Origin of the sequence: Methanoregula sp. PtaB.Bin085, from assembly GCF_002067035.1 — an archaeon.
Lineage (GTDB): Archaea > Halobacteriota > Methanomicrobia > Methanomicrobiales > Methanospirillaceae > Methanoregula.
In genome coordinates, this window is record NZ_MVQB01000053.1 from 41,498 (window position 1) to 59,979 (window position 18,482).

General features: G+C 59.3%; 21 protein-coding genes. 7 read left to right on the forward strand and 14 right to left on the reverse strand.

Features of this window, described 5'->3' with window-relative positions:
- Positions 1–26: 26 nt before the first annotated feature.
- Together A4E33_RS11440 and A4E33_RS11445 are read left to right on the forward strand one after the other, a co-directional pair.
- Positions 27–2,318 carry a beta-propeller domain-containing protein gene (locus A4E33_RS11440; protein ID WP_292348266.1) on the forward strand — a complete coding sequence of 764 codons (2,292 nt, stop codon included), beginning with the start codon at positions 27–29 and terminating at the stop codon, positions 2,316–2,318.
- Positions 2,319–2,534: 216 nt separating this feature from the next.
- The gene (locus A4E33_RS11445) at positions 2,535–2,804 is read left to right on the forward strand and encodes a hypothetical protein (protein WP_292348268.1); all 270 of its coding nucleotides are present in this window, start codon (positions 2,535–2,537) and stop codon (positions 2,802–2,804) included.
- Between the two features lie 69 nt (positions 2,805–2,873).
- Here the strand turns inward: A4E33_RS11445 and A4E33_RS11450 are convergent, their stop codons facing one another.
- A complete protein-coding gene (locus tag A4E33_RS11450) occupies positions 2,874–3,308 on the reverse strand; it encodes a DUF61 family protein (RefSeq protein WP_292348270.1) in 435 nt (144 codons plus the stop codon).
- Between the two features lie 375 nt (positions 3,309–3,683).
- On the opposite strand from A4E33_RS11450, the gene A4E33_RS11455 reads away from it, so the two are divergent.
- The gene (locus tag A4E33_RS11455; protein ID WP_292348271.1) at positions 3,684–5,900 is read left to right on the forward strand and encodes a hypothetical protein; all 2,217 of its coding nucleotides are present in this window, start codon (positions 3,684–3,686) and stop codon (positions 5,898–5,900) included.
- Between the two features lie 87 nt (positions 5,901–5,987).
- Here the strand turns inward: A4E33_RS11455 and A4E33_RS11460 are convergent, their stop codons facing one another.
- A complete protein-coding gene (locus A4E33_RS11460; protein ID WP_292348273.1) occupies positions 5,988–6,626 on the reverse strand; it encodes a hypothetical protein in 639 nt (212 codons plus the stop codon).
- 257 nt (positions 6,627–6,883) lie between these two features.
- Between A4E33_RS11460 and A4E33_RS11465 the strand changes: the two genes are divergently transcribed.
- The 3 genes from A4E33_RS11465 (at position 6,884) to A4E33_RS11475 (ending at position 9,400) form a co-directional block, all read left to right on the forward strand.
- On the forward strand, positions 6,884–7,126 hold the full coding sequence (locus A4E33_RS11465) for a hypothetical protein (RefSeq protein WP_292348275.1): 243 nt from the start codon (positions 6,884–6,886) through the stop codon (positions 7,124–7,126).
- 117 nt (positions 7,127–7,243) lie between these two features.
- Positions 7,244–8,851, forward strand: coding sequence for a hypothetical protein (locus A4E33_RS11470; protein WP_292348277.1), 1,608 nt, complete (start codon positions 7,244–7,246; stop codon positions 8,849–8,851).
- A gap of 180 nt (positions 8,852–9,031) precedes the next feature.
- Positions 9,032–9,400 carry a hypothetical protein gene (locus tag A4E33_RS11475; RefSeq protein ID WP_292348279.1) on the forward strand — a complete coding sequence of 123 codons (369 nt, stop codon included), beginning with the start codon at positions 9,032–9,034 and terminating at the stop codon, positions 9,398–9,400.
- 133 nt (positions 9,401–9,533) lie between these two features.
- Here A4E33_RS11475 and A4E33_RS11480 read toward each other — a convergent pair whose 3' ends face one another.
- From A4E33_RS11480 to A4E33_RS11510, 7 genes are all read right to left on the reverse strand, one after another.
- The gene (locus A4E33_RS11480; RefSeq protein WP_292348281.1) at positions 9,534–10,892 is read right to left on the reverse strand and encodes an ATP-binding protein; all 1,359 of its coding nucleotides are present in this window, start codon (positions 10,890–10,892) and stop codon (positions 9,534–9,536) included.
- 98 nt (positions 10,893–10,990) lie between these two features.
- On the reverse strand, positions 10,991–12,829 hold the full coding sequence (gene recQ / locus A4E33_RS11485) for a DNA helicase RecQ (RefSeq protein WP_292348283.1): 1,839 nt from the start codon (positions 12,827–12,829) through the stop codon (positions 10,991–10,993).
- Between the two features lie 188 nt (positions 12,830–13,017).
- Positions 13,018–13,347, reverse strand: a complete 330-nt coding sequence (locus A4E33_RS11490; RefSeq protein ID WP_292348285.1) for a hypothetical protein — start codon at positions 13,345–13,347, stop codon at positions 13,018–13,020.
- Positions 13,344–13,616 (reverse strand): hypothetical protein, encoded by a 273-nt coding sequence (locus A4E33_RS11495; protein WP_292348286.1) that lies wholly within the window; start codon positions 13,614–13,616, stop codon positions 13,344–13,346. The genes A4E33_RS11490 and A4E33_RS11495 overlap by 4 nt, the downstream gene beginning before the upstream one ends.
- A gap of 244 nt (positions 13,617–13,860) precedes the next feature.
- Positions 13,861–14,259, reverse strand: coding sequence for a hypothetical protein (locus A4E33_RS11500; RefSeq protein ID WP_292348287.1), 399 nt, complete (start codon positions 14,257–14,259; stop codon positions 13,861–13,863).
- 214 nt (positions 14,260–14,473) lie between these two features.
- Entirely contained in the window at positions 14,474–14,860 is a 387-nt protein-coding gene (locus tag A4E33_RS11505; protein ID WP_363054302.1) for a DUF86 domain-containing protein, read from the reverse strand.
- Positions 14,857–15,153 (reverse strand): nucleotidyltransferase family protein, encoded by a 297-nt coding sequence (locus A4E33_RS11510; protein WP_394334381.1) that lies wholly within the window; start codon positions 15,151–15,153, stop codon positions 14,857–14,859. Before A4E33_RS11510 ends, A4E33_RS11505 begins: the two co-directional genes overlap by 4 nt.
- A gap of 272 nt (positions 15,154–15,425) precedes the next feature.
- Here A4E33_RS11510 and A4E33_RS11515 point away from each other — a divergent pair, with 272 nt between their 5' ends.
- Positions 15,426–16,010: a ribonuclease III domain-containing protein gene (locus A4E33_RS11515; RefSeq protein ID WP_292348289.1), complete on the forward strand. Its 585-nt coding sequence runs from the start codon at positions 15,426–15,428 to the stop codon at positions 16,008–16,010.
- A gap of 107 nt (positions 16,011–16,117) precedes the next feature.
- Here the strand turns inward: A4E33_RS11515 and A4E33_RS11520 are convergent, their stop codons facing one another.
- The 5 genes from A4E33_RS11520 to A4E33_RS11540 form a co-directional block, all read right to left on the reverse strand.
- On the reverse strand, positions 16,118–16,534 hold the full coding sequence (locus A4E33_RS11520) for a PIN domain-containing protein (RefSeq protein WP_292348291.1): 417 nt from the start codon (positions 16,532–16,534) through the stop codon (positions 16,118–16,120).
- Positions 16,518–16,763: a DUF2281 domain-containing protein gene (locus tag A4E33_RS11525; RefSeq protein ID WP_292348293.1), complete on the reverse strand. Its 246-nt coding sequence runs from the start codon at positions 16,761–16,763 to the stop codon at positions 16,518–16,520. The genes A4E33_RS11520 and A4E33_RS11525 overlap by 17 nt, the downstream gene beginning before the upstream one ends.
- Before the next feature lie 111 nt (positions 16,764–16,874).
- The gene (locus tag A4E33_RS11530; protein ID WP_292348295.1) at positions 16,875–17,393 is read right to left on the reverse strand and encodes a hypothetical protein; all 519 of its coding nucleotides are present in this window, start codon (positions 17,391–17,393) and stop codon (positions 16,875–16,877) included.
- 74 nt (positions 17,394–17,467) lie between these two features.
- Positions 17,468–17,944 (reverse strand): hypothetical protein, encoded by a 477-nt coding sequence (locus tag A4E33_RS11535; RefSeq protein WP_292348297.1) that lies wholly within the window; start codon positions 17,942–17,944, stop codon positions 17,468–17,470.
- Positions 17,934–18,098, reverse strand: coding sequence for a hypothetical protein (locus A4E33_RS11540; RefSeq protein WP_292348299.1), 165 nt, complete (start codon positions 18,096–18,098; stop codon positions 17,934–17,936). The genes A4E33_RS11535 and A4E33_RS11540 overlap by 11 nt, the downstream gene beginning before the upstream one ends.
- Positions 18,099–18,482 lie beyond the last annotated feature (384 nt).

Consider the following 18,482-nt stretch of genomic DNA (forward strand, 5'->3'; position numbering starts at 1 on the left):
TCTAAAAACAGGATTGGTGATCCATCGTGCTTACGAAAAATGACGGCATCCTGATCGTTCTCGGCTGCATTATCGGCATCCTTGCAGCCATCATCGCCTATCCCCTGCTCGTGCCAGCTCCCGGCACCGGCAGTGTCCTTCCCGCCACAAGCACTGTCGCCCGGCCTGATGAGCCGGGAGTAGCCGGTACTGCAGCCAGCCTTGGCGAACTCACGACAAAGGAGGACGTGGCTGCATTCATCCGCTCCCACACGGAAACGGCCGGCGCCACGCCCTCCGCCACCCGCGACTACACGGTATCTGCAGTCCCGGGCAGCGCCCGGACCTTCACCTTCGACGTGGACACCTCGTCGTTCACTCCCGATGAGTATGTCGTGACAGCGAGCGCGGTCATCCAGGACGCGACCGGCACCACGCTGTTCAATGTACTGGCGCCCGAATCCCGGCGGTATGTCACGGTACCGGAGATCCCGGAATATCCGCCCGTCGGGAGCAGCGGGTTCTATATCCGCATCGACCCGATCAGCGACAAGGTGGTCGGCGACCGCTTCACGATCACGGGCGTGACCAACCTCCCGGCCGATGCCGAGATCCTCGTACAGGTCTACTCATCATCCTTCAAGCCGACCCAGAAGAGCCAGTCAGGCGAGTTCTCCGGGGCAACCGGTACTATCCGGACCAGTTCGTACCCGTCCACGATGAATTACCCGGTACCGACTGCCATGATGACCGCAGCGCCGACCCCGGTCCCGACAACGGCGGGCGCTGCCCTCCCCACCCGGGCGTACTCGACCACCAACGTCCAGGTACAGGACGTTGACGAGGCGGACATCATCAAGACCGACGGGGAGAACATCTACGTTGTGACGGGCTCCTGCCTGCACATCCTCAAAGCCTACCCCGCGTCGGAGGCCAAGTTCCTCTCCACCCTCCGCTTTGCGGGAAGCCCGCAGGCGCTCTATGCCGGCTATGGCCGGGTCGTCCTGATCACGACCGACACCTGGACCCGGCCCATCACGGCCTGCACGCCCGGCCGGTGCTCGTACTCCTCGTCAGCAACCCCCCGGACGCTCATTTACGTCTTTTCGGTGAAGGACCCCGCGAACCCGGCGCTTGTGCGGGAAGTGGATGCTGACGGCTCGTACTCGAGCTCCCGCATGATAGGCACGCAGCTCTACTTCGTGACCTCGACCCCCGTCCCCTCACGCCTCGACGACCTGCAACTCCCGTCGGTCCATGACGACCACGGCGGCATCACGACCCCGCCGGTGTACGGCTTCAACACCACCGACCGCTCGTTTGCCTTCTCCACCATCGGCTCGCTGGACGTGACCGGAACCTCATCCGTCCCGGCGAAGTCCTTCATCATCGGCACCGCCGGGACGATCTATGCCTCGCCCACGCGCCTCTACATCGCCGTCCCCGACCGGGCCGTGTCCGGCATCCGGAAGACGACCTCCGTGTACTCCTTCACGCTCGACAGCGGGAAGATAGCCTATGCGGCCGGCGGTAATGTCGACGGCACGCTCCTTTCCCAGTACTCGCTGGACGAGTATGACGGCAACCTCCGGGTCGCGACCACGATCAATACCGGTTCATGGCAGATGAACGACGGCTCGTACAGTAAAGTGACGGTGCTTGACCGCACCATGGCGGCCATCGGCACGCTCTCGGACATCGCGCCCGGCGAGCGGATCTATGCGGCCCGCTTCATGGGCGACCGTCTCTACCTCGTGACCTTCCGGCAGACCGACCCGTTCTTTGTCATCGGCCTTGCCGAGCCGCGGAACCCGGTCATCCTCGGGAAACTGAAGCTACCGGGTTTCTCGAACTACCTGCACCCGTATGACGGGAACCATATCATCGGCATCGGGAAGGAATCCACTTCCGGCCCGCTCAAGATCGCGCTCTTCGATGTCACGGACGTGAACAACCCGGTGCAGCAGGCCGGCGAAACGCTCGGCGGGCCCGGCAGCACCTCGCCGGTCCTGACCGAGCCCAGGGCCTTCCTCTTCGACCAGCAGAAGGACATCCTCGTCCTGCCGGTCGAGCTGCACAGCGAATCCGCCTGCACGGCGAAGTCCTGCACGCCGCCCGCGATCTGGGGCGGGGCTTACGTGTACGGTGTCAGCCCCGACAAAGGTTTCACGCTGAAGGGTACGGTGAAGCACTACAGCAGCAGTTATGCCCTGTACAGGAGCCAGGTGAAGCGGGCGCTGTATATCGAGAACACGCTCTACACCATGTCGGACGCGAAGATCGTGATGAGCGATCTCAAGGGGCCGGTCCTGCAGGTGAACGAGCTGAATTTCCAGTAATTTTTTTCCACCCTTTTTAGTCCCGATGGTGAGATCTCCTGCCCCATCACACCTGCTCCTGCCGTTTCTCAAAGACATCGGACAGGAGATGGCTGTTTTTTGATATCGCGGATGCTGCCGGGGACATGGTTGAAAAACAAAAGAGAATGTTTTTCATATATTTCCTCCAGAATATACCGGAGCCCTGAAATCGTTCATTCCGGAGGATATGATTCCATGCTCGGGGATAGTTCCACGTTTCTGGCCAATATCGTACAGCTTGAGAGTATGATCCCGGTACTAAGGGCCGAGGGCAGGCCGCGTGTCGATCCGGTTGTTGTGCGGTTTCTCTGGGTGGGACTCAGTATCGGCATCCTCACAACATGGATACTGGCATCGACAGGTAGCGGGATTGCTATTCCACTCATCCTCTCGTACTGGAGTGCTTACTTCCTGGTGCTGGTATCGGGTTTCTTCTTCAAGGTTATCCGGGGTATTTTTTTCTGAAGTATACCGGTTGTGGACTGTTCCGGAACCGAAACATACTCCGGGGTGAAGGATGCCGGCTGCCCGTCCCTACACCCCCATCACGATCTGCACGGCCGTCGGGTACTTCTGCAGGAGCGCGTACGCGATGGGCTTTGAGACCCAGAACCGGTCGCCCTGCATGGTCCGCAGCGTGCTCACCTCGCCAAGCTTCTGCAACGCCTCCAGCGCCGCATCATCCGGGCAGGAGCAGCTGTCCGGCGTATCCGGGGATGCGTAGAAGAAGACCGGGAGCCGCAGGCGCCGGTGCAGGTCCTCCGGCAGCCCTTTTGCCAGAACATCGAGCACCGCCCGGTCGAAATAGTACGGCTCGTCGCCCTTCGTAACGGACTGCGGCGTCTCTTCCGCAAGGAGGGCGGCGAGGCGCTTGCGCTCCTTCACGATCCCCTGGTTCATCTTCTTCACCTCGATCCCGATCCAGCGCTGCAGCACGGACTCGTCCGTGATCCGGGGGGCGTATGTCATGGTTGTGAGGGGGATTGCTTTCCCTGCGTATCAGGCTTTCGCGGAGAAGGGGGTTTACGGGCGATCCAGAACCCGGTCCTGCAACAGCTGCAAAACCCCCCGGGAGAGTGACATGCAGGTCACCCGAACCGGCATGCTGCCAACCTATCGTTCCGGTTACCCTGCCGGCGGACTGTTCCTGCCGGTTCTCCAAGCCCCCGGCATGTGAAGCAGATATGCATGGCACTTCATGGTTGCAAAATATTTTTACCAATAAATCTGTACATATGCATGCTCTGGATTGGTATAAATAATATTGTATACAAAAATCCCCGGTCTTCCGGCCGTGCAGAGTTGCGCCGGTCGATCTCCAGAGTACTTTCATGAGGTGAGAATATGCCAAAAACACCTGAAAAAACCAAAGCGAGAACTGCAATGCCGTCCCCGGCAGAATTCAAAAAACTCAGCCAGGGACGGACGATGTTCCTTGCAAAGCTGTATGCCGGGGCACCCGGCCTCCCGACCGGCAATACCTGGTGGGAGGAACTGACCTGTGTCGGCTACAATCCCGAGACGTCCCTCCTTGAGGCAGTCATCTCCGTCAAGCAGCCGACCGGCTACTGCGGGGGAATCTGTTCCTCCGGATCCCAGGAATATGTACGGTTCTTCATCGACTGGGGGGACGGCCACGGGTTTACCCATGCCGGCCTTGCCAGCATCAGGGTATCCGATATCTCCGATGCGCCCAAAGGGCCCCAGCATCCTCTCATGTACCTTGTCACGCTGCCCCTCGACTTCTCCGGCCACCAGCGCTGCTGCTGGACGGCAGTGCTCCCGAAGGTTCGGGCGGTCCTGAGCTGGAACGCCCTTCCCTCGCTGGATCCCGATGACACGCCGTATTACGGGAATGCCCTTGACGCAGCGATCCAGCTGAAACCGTATCCGTTCTGCATTTCCTGCCTGATCGAAAAGGGAGTGAAGATTGACAAGAACCTGATGGAGATACTCGACATCCACGCACCGCTTCCGCTGGTGCAGAAACCGGTTCCCATGGTCCACGAAATGGCTGAGCAGTACCTGAAAGCGGGTGTCCCAAAGCACCGTATCGTGTACCCGGCGGTCTATCCCCTTGTGAAGGGAAAGGCCGTGGCCACGGCATCCGCGGTTCTGCCGGACAAGTCCTGGCTCCTCAAACACGATATCGACCTGAAACTTGCCATCGACACCCTCGCGGAGACCAAGGCCGACGTGAGCTTCGAGGAGGTCATCTGCGCCGGCCTCTGCACGCCAAACGACACGCTCGGGGCTGTCATCCATGTCAAAAAACCCTCGGGATACAGCGGTTCGCTCTGCGACAAGGGCTCGGTCGAGTACGTGGCGTTCTGGGCGGACTGGAACAACAACGGGACCTTTGATGAGTACCTTGGCACGGCGCAGGTCACGGTGCACGACATCGACACGATCCCGGCCGAAGGGCTGTACTATGGCGTGACGTTCCCCGTCAACCTGACAGGCCACCTCTCGACCTGCACAAACCCGAGCGTTGTCCGGATCCGGGCGGTCCTGTCCTGGGCGATCCCCCCGTCCACGACCGATCCGTCGGACCTGACCACTTGGGGCAATTCCCTCGATGTGGTCGTGCAGGTCCGGGAAGGGACACCGGACACCGGCATGACCGCGCTCATCTACAAGCTGGGCGGGGTCGCGATCGAGAGCATCTCACAGGACGATACCGATGCCAGCCTGCGGGGACTTGCCTTCCCGACCTCCATCCTGCCGGTGAGCGCCTCTGCGGACCCGGGCAACCGCCCGTTCGGCGGCCTTGTGTACATCCAGGGACGGCTCTACAATACCGGACCGGCCGGCACGGTGCATTTCACGGTGGAGTACAAGCCCCGCAATGCACCCGATGTTGATGCCAGCTGGGCACCGGTCACGACGAAAATGACCTTCACGATCATGGATCCCTCCGATGTGGCCGACCCGCACAAGACCTATACGCAGACCTGCCCCGACGGCTGGTTCACGTTCCTCGAGGACATGGGCGCACTACCCTACCCGCTCCTGGAGCGCGATAACATGCTCGGGATTTGGGACACCGGCGCACTGAACGGCGAGTTCCATATCCGCGTGAGGTACACGGAGGACTACCCGCTGACACCGGGAAGCGTCATCCACAAGACCGCAAGCGCCCTCATCCGGCTCGACAACACGAGATTTTCGGTCAACACTGCAGTGGGCAACACATCGGTCGACCTCTCCTCCACGCTCGATATCGCAATCGAGGCCATGGACTGCCCGAACACGACGCAGGGCGAGACGCTGACCGGCCACCTCCGGGTCATCCACCCGTACTTCTGGTACTGGAACCTTGACCTGCAGCCGTCCGGCCATGTCCACGGGAACGCCGTTACCCCGCCGCTCCGCCTCTACGCGTCAGTCGGCGACACGGGGGACGGCAACCTCTCCTGGTCTGTCGATACCGGCAAACTCGACCCATGCGGGTATACCCTGACGGTCTGGGGGCGGGACCGGGCGATCCTCAACAGCAACGGTGCGATCTGGCACTGGGACCGCAAGGCCGTGGGGTTCTGCGTGAAGAAGAAGCCCTGATCATTCATGTGAGAAAGAAAATTCTCTCTTTTTTTGGCAAAAGGCGCCAGCCTGTGCCGGATGGAGCCGGCCGCTTCCCGCCCGCCGTCACACCGGCATGTTGATGATGATGTTGGGGGAGTTCGAAAAATCCCCTTCCATGTCCACGCAGACTCCCTTCGTGCATCCCGAGAAGGGCGGGCAGACATTCCCGCAGCTCCCGCAGTTCATGTTATCGGTGGAGAAGTCGTAGCACTTCTCGTCAAGGCACAGGCTCTTTCCCGCGGGGCACTCGATGCTCACGTTCACGCATTTTGCCTGGTGACAGATGGACCCGGTCGGGCAGGCATTGCCGCAGGTGCCGCAATGGGCATCGTCGGACGGGAGGTCGACGCATGTTTTGTTGCAGACCGAAAGGCCCTTCCTGCAGCACTGGCCTTCAACGCACGCCTGCCCGCCGGCGCAGGACGCCCCGCAGGACCCGCAGTCCCCGATGGCCACCGCCAGGTCGCTGCAGTGGTCGGTGCACCACGTCAGGCCCGGCCGGCACGATCCCCCGGGCGCCGGGGCTGTTGTTGCCGGCACGGGTGTTGACGGGGGAACGGCAGTAAGAGGTGCCGGGGTTGTTGCTGTCGGGACCGCCGGGGGCGGGGACACCTGGGTGCACCCCGCAAGAACCGCGGCGATGGCGATGACAGCGACCAGCTGTGCGGTGACGATCGTGCGTGTGCCCTTGCCTGATCTCATGCGTTATCCGCCAGGAACCGGTCTGCCCTGCCGCCGGTGCAGGACACAGCAATGGTGGTTATGCCGCAGGCGCGGGAGCGCGGGACCGGTCCCGATCAACCGGAAGAGGTTGTTGTATGGTAAATAGGTATGCCCGGAGATCCCCGCCGGTATCCCGGCCGGCGCCAGCACCGGAGCCACGCCCAATCCTGCCGGTTGCCGGCGGAGTATGGCACCAGCGAAATTCTTAATACCCTGCCGGCGAATCACCAGTTATTGTGAATAACCCGGCCCAACGGAGCAGGCTGATCTTCATCTGGTCCTGGATCTTTGCCCTCTGCATCCTCGCACTCCTCTTCGTCTTCTTCTATGTCTCGATGCGATGCGGCCACCTGATGCTGGCAGGGAACGGGACAACGAACTGCGTGGTCGGGATCGGCACGTTCTGGATCGAGGGGGCGTTCGTCGCCGCCGCGCTCTTCTCCCTGTACCGCGTCAACAGGCTGATGGCGGGCGGGTGACGGCGGGGAGAGAGCCGGGACCTGCACCAGAACCCCTGTCCCGGTGAATACTACAGAAACACAGATATAATCCGGTCAGTGTATTGTTGCATATCTCCCCTGTGGGGGGTATGTCCTGTGAAAAATATCCTCTTCCTGTGTGTTTTCTGCATCCTGCTGATCGCTGCAGCCCCTGCGGGTGCAGCAGCCCTCACCTCCGTGACCGCGTGCCCCTCCTCCTGCTCCTGCCTCCTGCCTGCTGAGGCCGCGAAGATCGGCTCGCCCGGGTACTGCAATGACAAGCCGCAGATCTGCGCTGCCGATTCGGGGGGCGTGCAGAAGTACTGCTATGGAAAAACGGCCGTAAAATCCCCGGCAATACGCGCAACATTGGTCGTTGTCGCAACCACAACCGCCGTTCCGCAGGCCTGTGCAGCCGGCTGTTCCTGCCTCAGCCCGGAGGACGCGAAGGCAAAGAATCTCCCGTACTGCGGCGGTAAGCAAACCCTCTGCAGCGGCACCCCCGGGCAGGACCCGCGGTACTGCTTTGCACCGGCTGACACCGCCGCCGCCCGGACCACGACGCAGGCTGTTGCCGCGATCAAACCCGGGACCACCCTTGTTGCGGTCCCGGCCGGTACTCCGTCCGGCACCCCGGTACTTCCGGCCGTATCTGCCCGGGTCCTGGCAACAACATCAGTCCCCGCCACAACGACAAGTGCGGTTGTGGCCGATCCGGGGATCCTTGCCGGGATCGGCAGCATCTTCGGCTCGCTCCTTGGCACGCCTTCTTCCAGCACATCGTCCCGTATGATCTCCTGCAACGGCACCCTCACGGACATAATGACTGATGCTGCCAACTGCGGGGGGTGCGGGCTCGTCTGCCCGGATGGTCCCTGTGTCATGGGCAGCTGCCGGGACACTGGAGGGCGGATGACCCTGGCATGCAGCGCGAGGGAAGTCCTCTGCAACGGCGTCTGTACCGACATCTGGTTCAATGAGAGTACCTGCGGGAACTGCACAAATACCTGCAGAGCTGGCGAGGCCTGCTGCAGCGGGGAATGCGTGAACCTGTCCTCGAACTGGCATTGCGGGTCCTGCTCGAACGTGTGCCACCCCAGCGAGTCCTCCTGCTCCGGAGGAGTATGCCAGTGCTACCGGAACAGGACGCTCTGCGGCGACGGGTACTGTTACGATCTCCAGAACGATCACCACAGCTGCGGGACCTGCGGGCATGAGTGCCGGGAGGGCGAGATCTGCTGCAGCGGTGTCTGCTCCGATACGGAGACCGACAGCCGGAACTGCGGGGAATGCGGCCGGGCATGCGGTGAGGATACCGATATCTGCGTTCGGGGGGAGTGTCAGGACACGACACATAACCGTGACCACTGCGGGGGTCGCAATATCGTTTGCAGCCATGACGAATGGTGCTGCATGTCGCAGTGCATAAACCTCACGGCGCCGGAGTCCTGCGGGGCCTGCGGAAGCCAGGTCGTCTGCCCGGCGGGGAACCTCTGCTGCGAGGGCGTCTGCACCGAACAGGACCGGAAAAACTGTGGCGCCTGCGGAGAGGATTGTTTTTCGGGTGAGCACTGCTGTGACGGGAAGTGCATGAATCTCGACTCGCACGACAACTGCGGCACCTGCAACCATGCATGCTCCTGGTACGAGGTCTGCGATCCCCTGGAAGAGGAGTGCCACAACGGCTGGGATGATTTCTGGGAGATGGTTACTGAGGGGGCCTGACAGTGCTCCATCACTTTTGTTCTGAATACCATTGAAATGCCGTAAGGAGCCGGAACTTCCCCGCGACCCCGTCGCAGCACCGGCTCCCGGTGCCAATCCTTTTCTCTGCACGGGACCGATACTGTTGGTTACTTTTACCCGGGCGGAAACGGGAGATGCCCGGGCAGCAGGGAGGATATCATGACATCAACACCATGCAGCCAGTGCGGGGAATGCTGCCGGTGGCTGGTGCTGGGCGAGATACAGGAGATGTCCGCCGACGAACGCCGGTACCACGCCCTCCGCGGCGCAACCGAGCGCCAGGGGCTCGTCCTCGTGGAGCACCCCTGCACGATGCTCGAGTACTACCGGGCGGAGGACGGGGCTGCAGCCGGCGCTGGCGACCTGACGGACGACAACCTTGCCCGCGGCATTGTCCGGGCCCGGTGCTCCGTGCACGGGAAGAAGCCGGAGGTCTGCCGGCTCTACGAAGGGAAGAGGCGGCGGGACGGGATGGTCTTCTATATCCCGGAGCGATGCACGATGGCAGCAGGAAAGAAGAAGCAGTAACGGAGATAGTGAAGCGGGGGGCCATACAGAGCAATACCCGCCGGGAGAGTGTGACGTCTTTTCCCACGAAAACAACATCTCATAACAGGCACAGATCCGAATTCCTGGTTCCCGGAAGGAAAATATGAAAAAATTACTTTCTGGTTTTTTTCTTCCCATGTACGAGAACAGCAGCCAGGTATTTTTCCGGATCGTACTTCAGCCACTGTTTTCGTTCCATGGTGTAATCGCCATTCATGGACCGTTCCCCCGTGAGCCATTTCCAGACCGGCAGCACCCGGACGACCAGCGCTCCCCGGGTGATCATCTCTTCCTGCTGATACGTGAGCAGGTATCCTTCAGCCAATCTGTGTTCTTCCATGGCGCTGTACAGGCCGGCCAGTTCGCGTTCGCGATTCTCCGTTGTGAGCTCATAACAGACCTGGATTGTCCCGGTGATTCTCCCGCTCTCTTCCGTGATGAAATCGCATTCTTTAGTGGTCTTGTGGAAATAGACGGAGGCACGCCGGCGCAGCAGCTCAATGAGCACCATGTTCTCCAGCAACCTGCCCCGGTCTTCTGAAAAACGGAACGCAACCGCGTTGCGCATGCCATTGTCGATGCAATAGAGTTTCTTCTCAGTGACGTACTGCTTTTTCAGTGAGGGATCGTACCGGAATATCTCGAACAGCAGGAATGCATCTTCGAGGAAACCGATATAATCCCGGACCGAAGCCACGCTCCGGAATCCGAGGGTGTTTTTCAGCGAATTATATGTTGCCGGGTTGGCAGTGTTGGTAAACAGGTACCGGGCGAGCTGCCGGAACCCCTTCACTTCCCGGATCCCTGACCGGCTGATGATATCACGGAACAAAATGTCATCATAGATCCGCTTGAGGTATTCCGGATCCCCGGTTTTGAGAAATTCAGGGAATCCGCCCCCGGCAAGGTACCGGTCGAATTCCGCGAGGATCCGGGCTTTCTGCTTCTCCGCAACCCGGCCGGTTCCGATGGACCGGTATCGCAGCACTTCCCCAAACGAGAATGGGTACAGAGTGACCGGCAGGTGCCGTCCGGTGAGCCGGGTACCAAGCTCTTTTGAAAGGAGGCTGGCATTCGAGCCGGTTAAAAAGACCTTGTATCCTTCATCATGGATCCGGCGTATGAACCGCTCCCAGCCGTCCACGTTCTGGATCTCATCGATAAAGAGAGTTTTTATTCCCGGGAAGAGCTTCTCGAAAACCAGCATCAGGGCGGGGAAATCCGCAAGGGTGAAATCCAGGAGCCGGTCGTCATCGAAGTTGATGTACAGGAATTCATCGTACAGTGCCGAGAGCTGCCGCAGGAGGGTTGACTTGCCGCAACGCCGTATACCGGTGATAACAATGATCGCATTCGTCTTTGTAAGAGGTGCTGCGGCAATCTCCCGGGGAATGCCCGGGTCCCGGGCAAGGAATGCCTCCTTCTGGGATAGGACCAGCTCTTCCAGCTGCGATGAGGGGATCATTTGCATTACCAATGAATACTTTATGCATTTTATTTACATTAGTAATGTATAAATTTTTGTTCCATGGGCTGTTGTTCGCGACATCCCTTCGGGAATTGGCCGGATTACTCTGCCGGCACGGACCCCGGCGCCGGCGCCGCATACTCCGCGATAGCCCTCATGAACGCCGGCCCGTATTTCTCCAGTTTCCGGTCGCCGACGCCATGGATGGTCCTGAAGGATTCCCGGTCGGCAGGCCGGAGCCGGGCCAGCTCCCGGAGGCTCCGGTCGGAGAAGATCACGTACGGGGGCACCCGGTCGGCATCGGCAAGGGATTTGCGGAGCTGTTTCAGGTGCAGGAAGAGCGGTTCGCTGCCGGCCGGGAGATCCGGCTGTTTCGGGTGCTCCGGTTGTTTTCCGGTACGGACCTCCGACGCCGGCAGCATGACCCGGGCCCGGCCGTCCAAAATCTCCTGGCTCCGTGCAGTCTTCCGGATAACAGGATACTGGTCGCCGTCCCGTGCCAGGTACCCCTGCCTCACGAGTTCGCTGATCCAGCTCCGGTACCGGGCCCGGGTGTACGCTTTCCCGGATTTGAACGCGGGGAGCCGGTCAAAATGCCGGGCCCGGACCTTAACGCTTGCCGTCCCGGTCAGCACATCCGTGATGAGTTCGATCCCAAACGATCCCGGCAGCTGCCGGATGCAGTCCAGGATCGTTCGTGCAATCTCCGTCCCGTCGATCAGTTCGCGGGGATGCTCGCAGGTGTCGCAGGACCCGCACTGCGTATCCGGAAAATCCTCGCCGAAATAGGTGAGCAGGTACTTTCTCCTGCAGGCTGCGGATTCGCAGTAATCCGCCATCTCCCGGAGTTTCCGGAGGGCCCCGGAGGCGTGCGGTTCACCGGATCCCTCGCCGGAAAGGAGCGACCGGACGCGGTACACGTCGCCCCGGCTGTACAGGAGGATGCAGTCCGCGGGGAGCCCGTCCCGTCCTGCCCGGCCGGTCTCCTGGTAATAGGACTCGATGCTCTTCGGGAGGGCGTAATGGATCACGTACCGCACATCGGGCTTGTTGATCCCCATGCCGAACGCGACCGTTGCGCAGACCGTGTCCACATTATCGCGGATGAAGTCCTCCTGGACCTTCGAGCGCTCCTGTTTCGTGAGACCTGCATGGTAGGCCGCTGCCCGGAACCCCCGTTTTTTCAGTTCTGCCGCAAGGGTGTCGGTCTCCTGCTTGCTGAAGCAGTAGATGATGCCGGATTCCCCGCGGTGCTGCATGAGGTATTCGATCACCGTGACCAGCGGATTGTTCTTTTCCACCACCCGGTACCGGAGGTTCTTCCGGTTGAAGCTGCCGACGAACTCCCGGGGACGGGCGAGGCCGAGCTGTGCCCGGATATCGTCCCGCACTTTCGGGATGGCAGTTGCCGTCAGCGCGATGACCGGGACGGCCGGGAAGGTCTTTTTCAGCACCGCGAGCTGCCGGTACTCCGGCCGGAAATCGTGCCCCCATTCCGAGATGCAGTGGGCCTCGTCGATCGCGATCAGGCCGAGCTGTGTCTGCCGGATGAGATCGAGGAAGGCCGGCTGCACGCACTTCTCCGGCGAAACGAACAGGAGCCGGAGGGTGTTGTCCCTCAGCTCCTGTCCGACGGACTCCCGCTCGCGGAACTCGAGCGAGCTGTTGTACGCCGCTGCCGGGATTCCCCGGGAGGTGAGGTCGTCCACCTGGTCCTTCATGAGGGCGATGAGCGGAGAGACGACGAGCGTGAGGCCGCCGGATGCGAGCGCCGGCAGCTGGTAGCAGAGCGATTTGCCGCTCCCGGTTGCCAGGACCGCGAGCGTATCGTTCCCGTTGAGCACGGACGCGATGATCGCTTCCTGGCCGGGGAGGAATTCCGTGTACCCCCAGTATTTCTTCAGCAGCTGCCCGATGGCGTCCCGGCGATCCGCGTTCATATGCTGCAATGGTCGGGGGAGCGAGGGATAAGGGGGTGGGCGGACGGGGTGAAAGTGACGGGCGGTGGGGCTGTGCTGCCGGAATGCACCTGAACCAGACGGTCCTCCCTCCGGAAAGAGAAAAGGAGCTGCCATGGATCACGGGATAATCCCCCGCGATCTGCTGCGCCACGGCCGTTTATCCCGCGCTAATACCCAAACCTTCTCTCGTATTCCTTATGCGGCAGCCATTCAATGATAATTGTTACAAGCTGTGTCCCGTTTCCGGCAATAGAATAGACCAGCCGCCAGCTCTTATGAAAATTATATTTCCACAGGTTGTCAATTCCGTATTTCGTAAGATAGACCTTGGGAATCAACCGCTTGGGGACCTGGATCCCGCAGAACGGATCTGCGGCAATGGTATCGAAAACAAGATTCAGCTGGCGATGGATCTCCTGCTCTTCCGCCCTGCCTGACGCGAGGAGAGAAAATGCCTGCCGGGTCTGTTCATCAGCAAAGTAGAGGGCGGACTTCATCGTATCTTCAGGTTGTTACTCCTGAGATAACGGTTTATAAGTTCCGGATTATATATCCAGCAGATTTTTTTATCAGCATCGGTTGCGATCTTTCCGGAGTCCTGGAGGTAGCCGATGATCGTGGAAAATGTCTGGTACATCATCTTTTTGGGAAGGTTCTCCCACAGGGCCCGTTTTTTGTACTCCCCGCTGTGTTCCCGGATAAAGGACTCGACCATCAGGACGGTGTCAAGCTGGGGGGAATGGACCGCTTTGGCTTCCGATGCCATGGGATAATTTTTGTTATATAACTATATATAACATTTGAACAGCCGCTGATTGCCCGGAACGTGTCCGGGAATTCCATTGTTATCCGAAAAAAGAGAATTGGTCAGGAATCCCTCCACGTATTGGCCTTATGCTGGAGGTCAACGGATGAACAGGCACTGCTGAAATATGCAAGAGATCCTTCAGCAACGCACTGGCAGCAATCAGACAGTCCCGGAAGTTTTTTCTCTGGATCCTCCTCACCCGTCACCACGTTTTCCACCCGCGGGATTTGCACTTTCTCAGAAATTCCCCGAAGCGCCGGAAGTACTGTTTTTCCTTCAGCCGGAACTCCTTGTTCAGGTGTCTCCTGTCCCAGGCCGAATCATGCTTCATCCAGTATCTTGTTATCCTGAACGTATCGTACTGAGATTTTTCCGGATTGATTTCTGGTCTTTGTGGTTGAAAGGGGAAGGGATGATCCCGGTCTTTGTGCAGCAGCCTGCTGCGCTTTGTCTGGATGATTTGTGCAAGCGGGTCCTGCACACATGGGACGATGGCATCAGTAAAAGACATTGGGCAGACAGTGTCTGCCGAATTGGTTCTACTTGTTGTTATTACCGGCAATTCCGCAGACAGTGTCTGCTGAATTGGTGTCTGGGTCAATTCTGTGAGAGCAGATTGCCCGGAGAGTATCTGGGAAATCTGAGATATTGTTTCAGGGTATAAAAAAGGGTGATTCATGTCCCGGTCATCGAGTGAGGATCGTCTCCGCCGCTGCCGGGTCCGCCACCACCACCGGGACGAGGCCATCGTTCCGGGTGCGGCTGCTGCGATCAGGAGAAGCCGAATGCTGACCCGACAGGAATACCGGAAGGGATTATCCGGTCTTCCGTTGTGCGTTTTTTTTCTTTCCCTGTTTATGTGACTCACCGGAGAGAATCGCGACTACCCCGGTTTTCAGGACGGGAAGATCGTTTCTGATCGTTTCGAACACCGCCTCGTAATCCACTCCGAAATAATGGTGCATGATCTTATCCCGCATCCCGGCCGTCGCCTTCCACGGAATATCCGGGTATTCCTTCCGGAGCGAGGACGAGACATTCTTGGCTGCTTCCCCGATGATCGTGAGCATGCGTTCGATCCCGGCGCGTTCGAGCGGGCGATCCCGGAGGTCAGATGCGGATGTGATGGTGCGGGAGAAATCCTCGATATGGTTTATGGCATCAAGGATATGATGGAGGTACGCCGGATCTTCCGGCTTCATCCAAAGATCACCACTTCATCGCGGCGGATCGGGCCCGCGAGATACGGGCTGACAGCATTCTCTGTCACCAGATCCACGTTCGTATGGGTGGCCTTTTTGATCTCATCCTCGATCTGTACAAGCTGGATCAGGCTTTTCGGGGTCCTGAACCGGACCAGGAGGTCAATATCGCTCTTTTTCCCTGCCTCCCCCCTCGCGTATGATCCAAATACGGCAATCCGTTCGGCACCATGCTTCTCCAGGATTGCGATGACAGATTCACGGATCTTTTTATTCAGACTGTGTTTTGGCATATATCCCATTTCCCGTGGCTGTTCCTGAATAGTATTCATTGTCCTCTTTCATCATCTTTTTGCCGGATATATACCGGCCAAAAAACGGGGCGATCAGATTCCGGTCAGCGCCGCGAGCACCGCCTGGGCTACTACCGGCTCAACCCCCTCCGCGAGCGCGGTGCCTGCGGACGAGTCGCCTCCCGTGCCGGCCGCATCCGGAGTCTCTGAGGAGAATAGCGGGGTTCTTATGTCTGGCAGGTGTACGGGGCTATGGAAGGGAGTGGTGCACGGTGTCGATACACTGGACATCAGTTATCGCGAAAAATTGTATTACGATCGAACAGGAACTCGTGGGGTTCCCGTTCCACAACCGCAACCTGCTCATCCGGGCTCTCCTCCGCAGGGCAGCATACCACCATAAGGATTTCCCGCAGGATTACCGGATGGCCGGGTTCCAGAACGGGATCGATACCCTTGGCGATAAAATTCTCGATTTTGCCATTTACGATCATTTTATTCATACGTTCCTTGGGTATGAAACCATGAACCGGAGACAGATCAGGAGGATCATCAGCGGCTGCCGGGAATGGTACAGCGCCAACGACATCCTCCACGAGTTTTCCCTGGACTGCATCATCCTCCAGAAATATATCATCTGGGGGACGGATGAATTCGATACGCAGATCTGGGCGAAGGATGGTACGAAGATCCTGGCCGGTTGTTTTAAAGCCCTGGTCGGAGCCGTGTATGCGGATGCGGGCCTTGCCGGTGTCCGTACCCTGCTCGAAAATATCCGGTATTATGACACGATCGACAGCCTGCGGTTCCAGAAGGGACAGGCAAAGCGTGATTTCCGGAAGGCGGAAGACGGGTGATCCCCGGAGCCCGGTCCCGGCGGAATACAGGCCTTAAAAAAAATTACCGGGCCGGTATTCATACCCCGGTGCCCGCATAGCGGAACGTTACCGAAGGATGTGAAAAATTACGTCAGCAGATCCTGTGGTTCTCTTCTGCCCTTCTCAGTCCGGTCAAAATCACGGTCATAGCTGACGATTGTCAGGTTGTTCAGGTCAGCGATGGTGTATTGGTAGGCATCATCGAAGTCAAGATGGAACCGTGTTGATACTTCAGCAATTTTGGCAAAATTGTCCGGATCGAGCGAGAGAATCCGAATCCCGCTCGCGAGGATATCCTCGTTGATGAATGTAAGGAAATCACCAGCCTTCTGTTCCCGCAGGTAAATAACCCCCAGCGTATGCAGGGAGAAATCCGTCATATGGAGCAATGCAGGATCAACCCGGTAAAAAAAGTCTCTTACTTCACGGACATGCTGCCGTTTGAGAATATACTCGAGGAAAATATTGGTATCAATGAGATACACGTTAATCCCGCCACTCATTGGCCTTATGCTGGAGGTCCACGGATGAATAACGGTTGCCGAGATATGCAAGAGAGCCTTCGGCAACACAACGGAAGGTGGATGGCGATCGTTTCTTCGAACGCCGGACCAGTTCGTCGATGTAGTGGATTGCCTCGTCGCGCAGTTCGGGAGGAAGACTGCGAATCTTCTCTTCAACTGAATGCGTTGATGAAGACATTTCTGTACTATTATATTGGTCTTTGGACATAGAATCCTTTCGCAGGAGAAAAATCCTGTTCCGTGATTTTCCTGGAACGCCAGGCCATATCCGGGAAAAAATGGCTGGATGGAGCAGGAGGCGAGCCTCCTCCTGTTCTCTTCACGTCACCATCCCGGCCAGAATCCCCGCGATCTTCTCAGCGAGTGCCGGGTCCGCCACCTCCGCCAGCACGAGCCCGGCAACCACCACGAACAACGCCCAGAAGACCTTCTTCGTCTGCTCATTCTTCCCGAACGCCTCCAGCACTGCATCCGTGTCCGCCTTAACGGCGTAGCGGATGAGCTTGGGCAGGAACACGAACAGCGGCAGGAAGAGCACGGCTGCTGCGATGAACGCGAGCGGCAGCGGCGCAAGGCCGGCAAACCAGAAGAACGCTGGCACCGCGATGTTGAGCGCCAGCAGCACTGCCATGCAGGTCTCGCCGGCGCAGAACCAGGTGCGGTACTCCGCCGGGTCTTCGGCCTTTTCTTCTTCCGTCATCACTGCCGGGTCGAACATGCCGATCGCGTGGAGCACGCCCCGGCAGAAGGTGCGGGTTGCCGCCGAGAGAGCGGGGCCGCAGGCCGGTTCCTGCCGGGGAGATGCCGGCACCAGGTCCTTCGGGATTTCCTCAGCCATTATCTGCCTCCGGCATGCAGCTGATTGCGAAGATTGCTGCTCTTCCCGCGATCCGGGTCTTGTGATCTGCCGTATCAGCCGTCGTCCTCACCTTCCGCTGAAATAGCGATCTCGAACACCGGGCTCGTATATCCCCGGTTTGCCGGTGAGAAGTCGCGTTCCCGGACCGGCTGGCTCCGGAGTCTGCGGGCGGTCCGGATCCGGACCGTGTGGATCCCCGGCGCCCGCGGGTACACCCGCCGGCCGGTCACGTCCCGCATCTCGCGGTACGGCGGGATCTCAAACCAGTCCGGCCAGAACCGCATCCCTCTAGGAATGTCGGTCCCGCGGAAAAGGTCCTGCAGGCGCTGCGGTCGCATGTTGTCGTACACGATATCCACGATCAGATCAGCATCTTCCGCATCCTCCGCGAGCTCAAGCTCGTAGAAGACCGGGTTCCGCCGGACCTCATCCTGTGTGAGTGGCGTTTCTCTCGTCAGCAGCTCAAGACCCGAAGCTGTGCCACGATATAGGCCGGTTACGGTCGCGACGGGCGTTGTCTCAGTGCTCATGGCACGCCTCCTTCAGCCGGTCATGTTCGTCCTGCAGCCTGCGGAACTCCTCCGCCACCTCGTCGAATCTGCCGATCCGCTGGTGGATCGCAAACAGGCACGGGTAGAGGGGGAGCACCGCGGTCAGGACGACTGCTGTGATTTCCAGTTCCATAGTGTGTTACCTCCTGAATGTTTCCCTGAAACATGAAGGAAGAGAAGGACGGCATCAGCCGTCCTTCGGCCTCCTTTTGTTTTCCGGAGAGGAGACGGCAGGTCCCCTCTCCGTTTCACTCTTTTACTCGAAAATTCCGGAAGGGATTTGACGCTCTTGGGGGCTCCTCTTACGCTCCGCCCCCGCCGCGTGGGCATCCCCCGCATTGCGAGGGGACGGGATTACCGGGTCCGGGAATTCTTTCGAAATTCCGGCTTCCGGTTTTTTTCCGAAATCCCGAAACCCGGGTCGCGTCCCATCCCACTGTGCCCCGTCCCCCCAATGGGGGGACTGGTGGCACAAGAGGGGGGTCGTCAATCCCCTTACAGGATTTTCACGACGTTT

Coding starts and splice junctions, on each gene's coding strand:
- A4E33_RS11455 (WP_292348271.1), top strand. CDS start 3,684: ATGCCAAAAACACCTGAAAAAACCAAAGCGAGAACTGCAATGCCGTCC.
- A4E33_RS11520 (WP_292348291.1), bottom strand. CDS start 16,534: ATGAGTGGCGGGATTAACGTGTATCTCATTGATACCAATATTTTCCTC.
- A4E33_RS11530 (WP_292348295.1), bottom strand. CDS start 17,393: ATGGCTGAGGAAATCCCGAAGGACCTGGTGCCGGCATCTCCCCGGCAG.
- A4E33_RS11495 (WP_292348286.1), bottom strand. CDS start 13,616: ATGGCATCGGAAGCCAAAGCGGTCCATTCCCCCCAGCTTGACACCGTC.
- A4E33_RS11480 (WP_292348281.1), bottom strand. CDS start 10,892: ATGCAAATGATCCCCTCATCGCAGCTGGAAGAGCTGGTCCTATCCCAG.
- A4E33_RS11510 (WP_394334381.1), bottom strand. CDS start 15,153: ATGCCAAAACACAGTCTGAATAAAAAGATCCGTGAATCTGTCATCGCA.
- A4E33_RS11540 (WP_292348299.1), bottom strand. CDS start 18,098: ATGGAACTGGAAATCACAGCAGTCGTCCTGACCGCGGTGCTCCCCCTC.
- A4E33_RS11460 (WP_292348273.1), bottom strand. CDS start 6,626: ATGAGATCAGGCAAGGGCACACGCACGATCGTCACCGCACAGCTGGTC.
- A4E33_RS11535 (WP_292348297.1), bottom strand. CDS start 17,944: ATGAGCACTGAGACAACGCCCGTCGCGACCGTAACCGGCCTATATCGT.
- recQ (WP_292348283.1), bottom strand. CDS start 12,829: ATGAACGCGGATCGCCGGGACGCCATCGGGCAGCTGCTGAAGAAATAC.
- A4E33_RS11505 (WP_363054302.1), bottom strand. CDS start 14,860: ATGAAGCCGGAAGATCCGGCGTACCTCCATCATATCCTTGATGCCATA.
- A4E33_RS11450 (WP_292348270.1), bottom strand. CDS start 3,308: ATGACATACGCCCCCCGGATCACGGACGAGTCCGTGCTGCAGCGCTGG.
- A4E33_RS11475 (WP_292348279.1), top strand. CDS start 9,032: ATGACATCAACACCATGCAGCCAGTGCGGGGAATGCTGCCGGTGGCTG.
- A4E33_RS11445 (WP_292348268.1), top strand. CDS start 2,535: ATGCTCGGGGATAGTTCCACGTTTCTGGCCAATATCGTACAGCTTGAG.
- A4E33_RS11490 (WP_292348285.1), bottom strand. CDS start 13,347: ATGAAGTCCGCCCTCTACTTTGCTGATGAACAGACCCGGCAGGCATTT.
- A4E33_RS11525 (WP_292348293.1), bottom strand. CDS start 16,763: ATGTCCAAAGACCAATATAATAGTACAGAAATGTCTTCATCAACGCAT.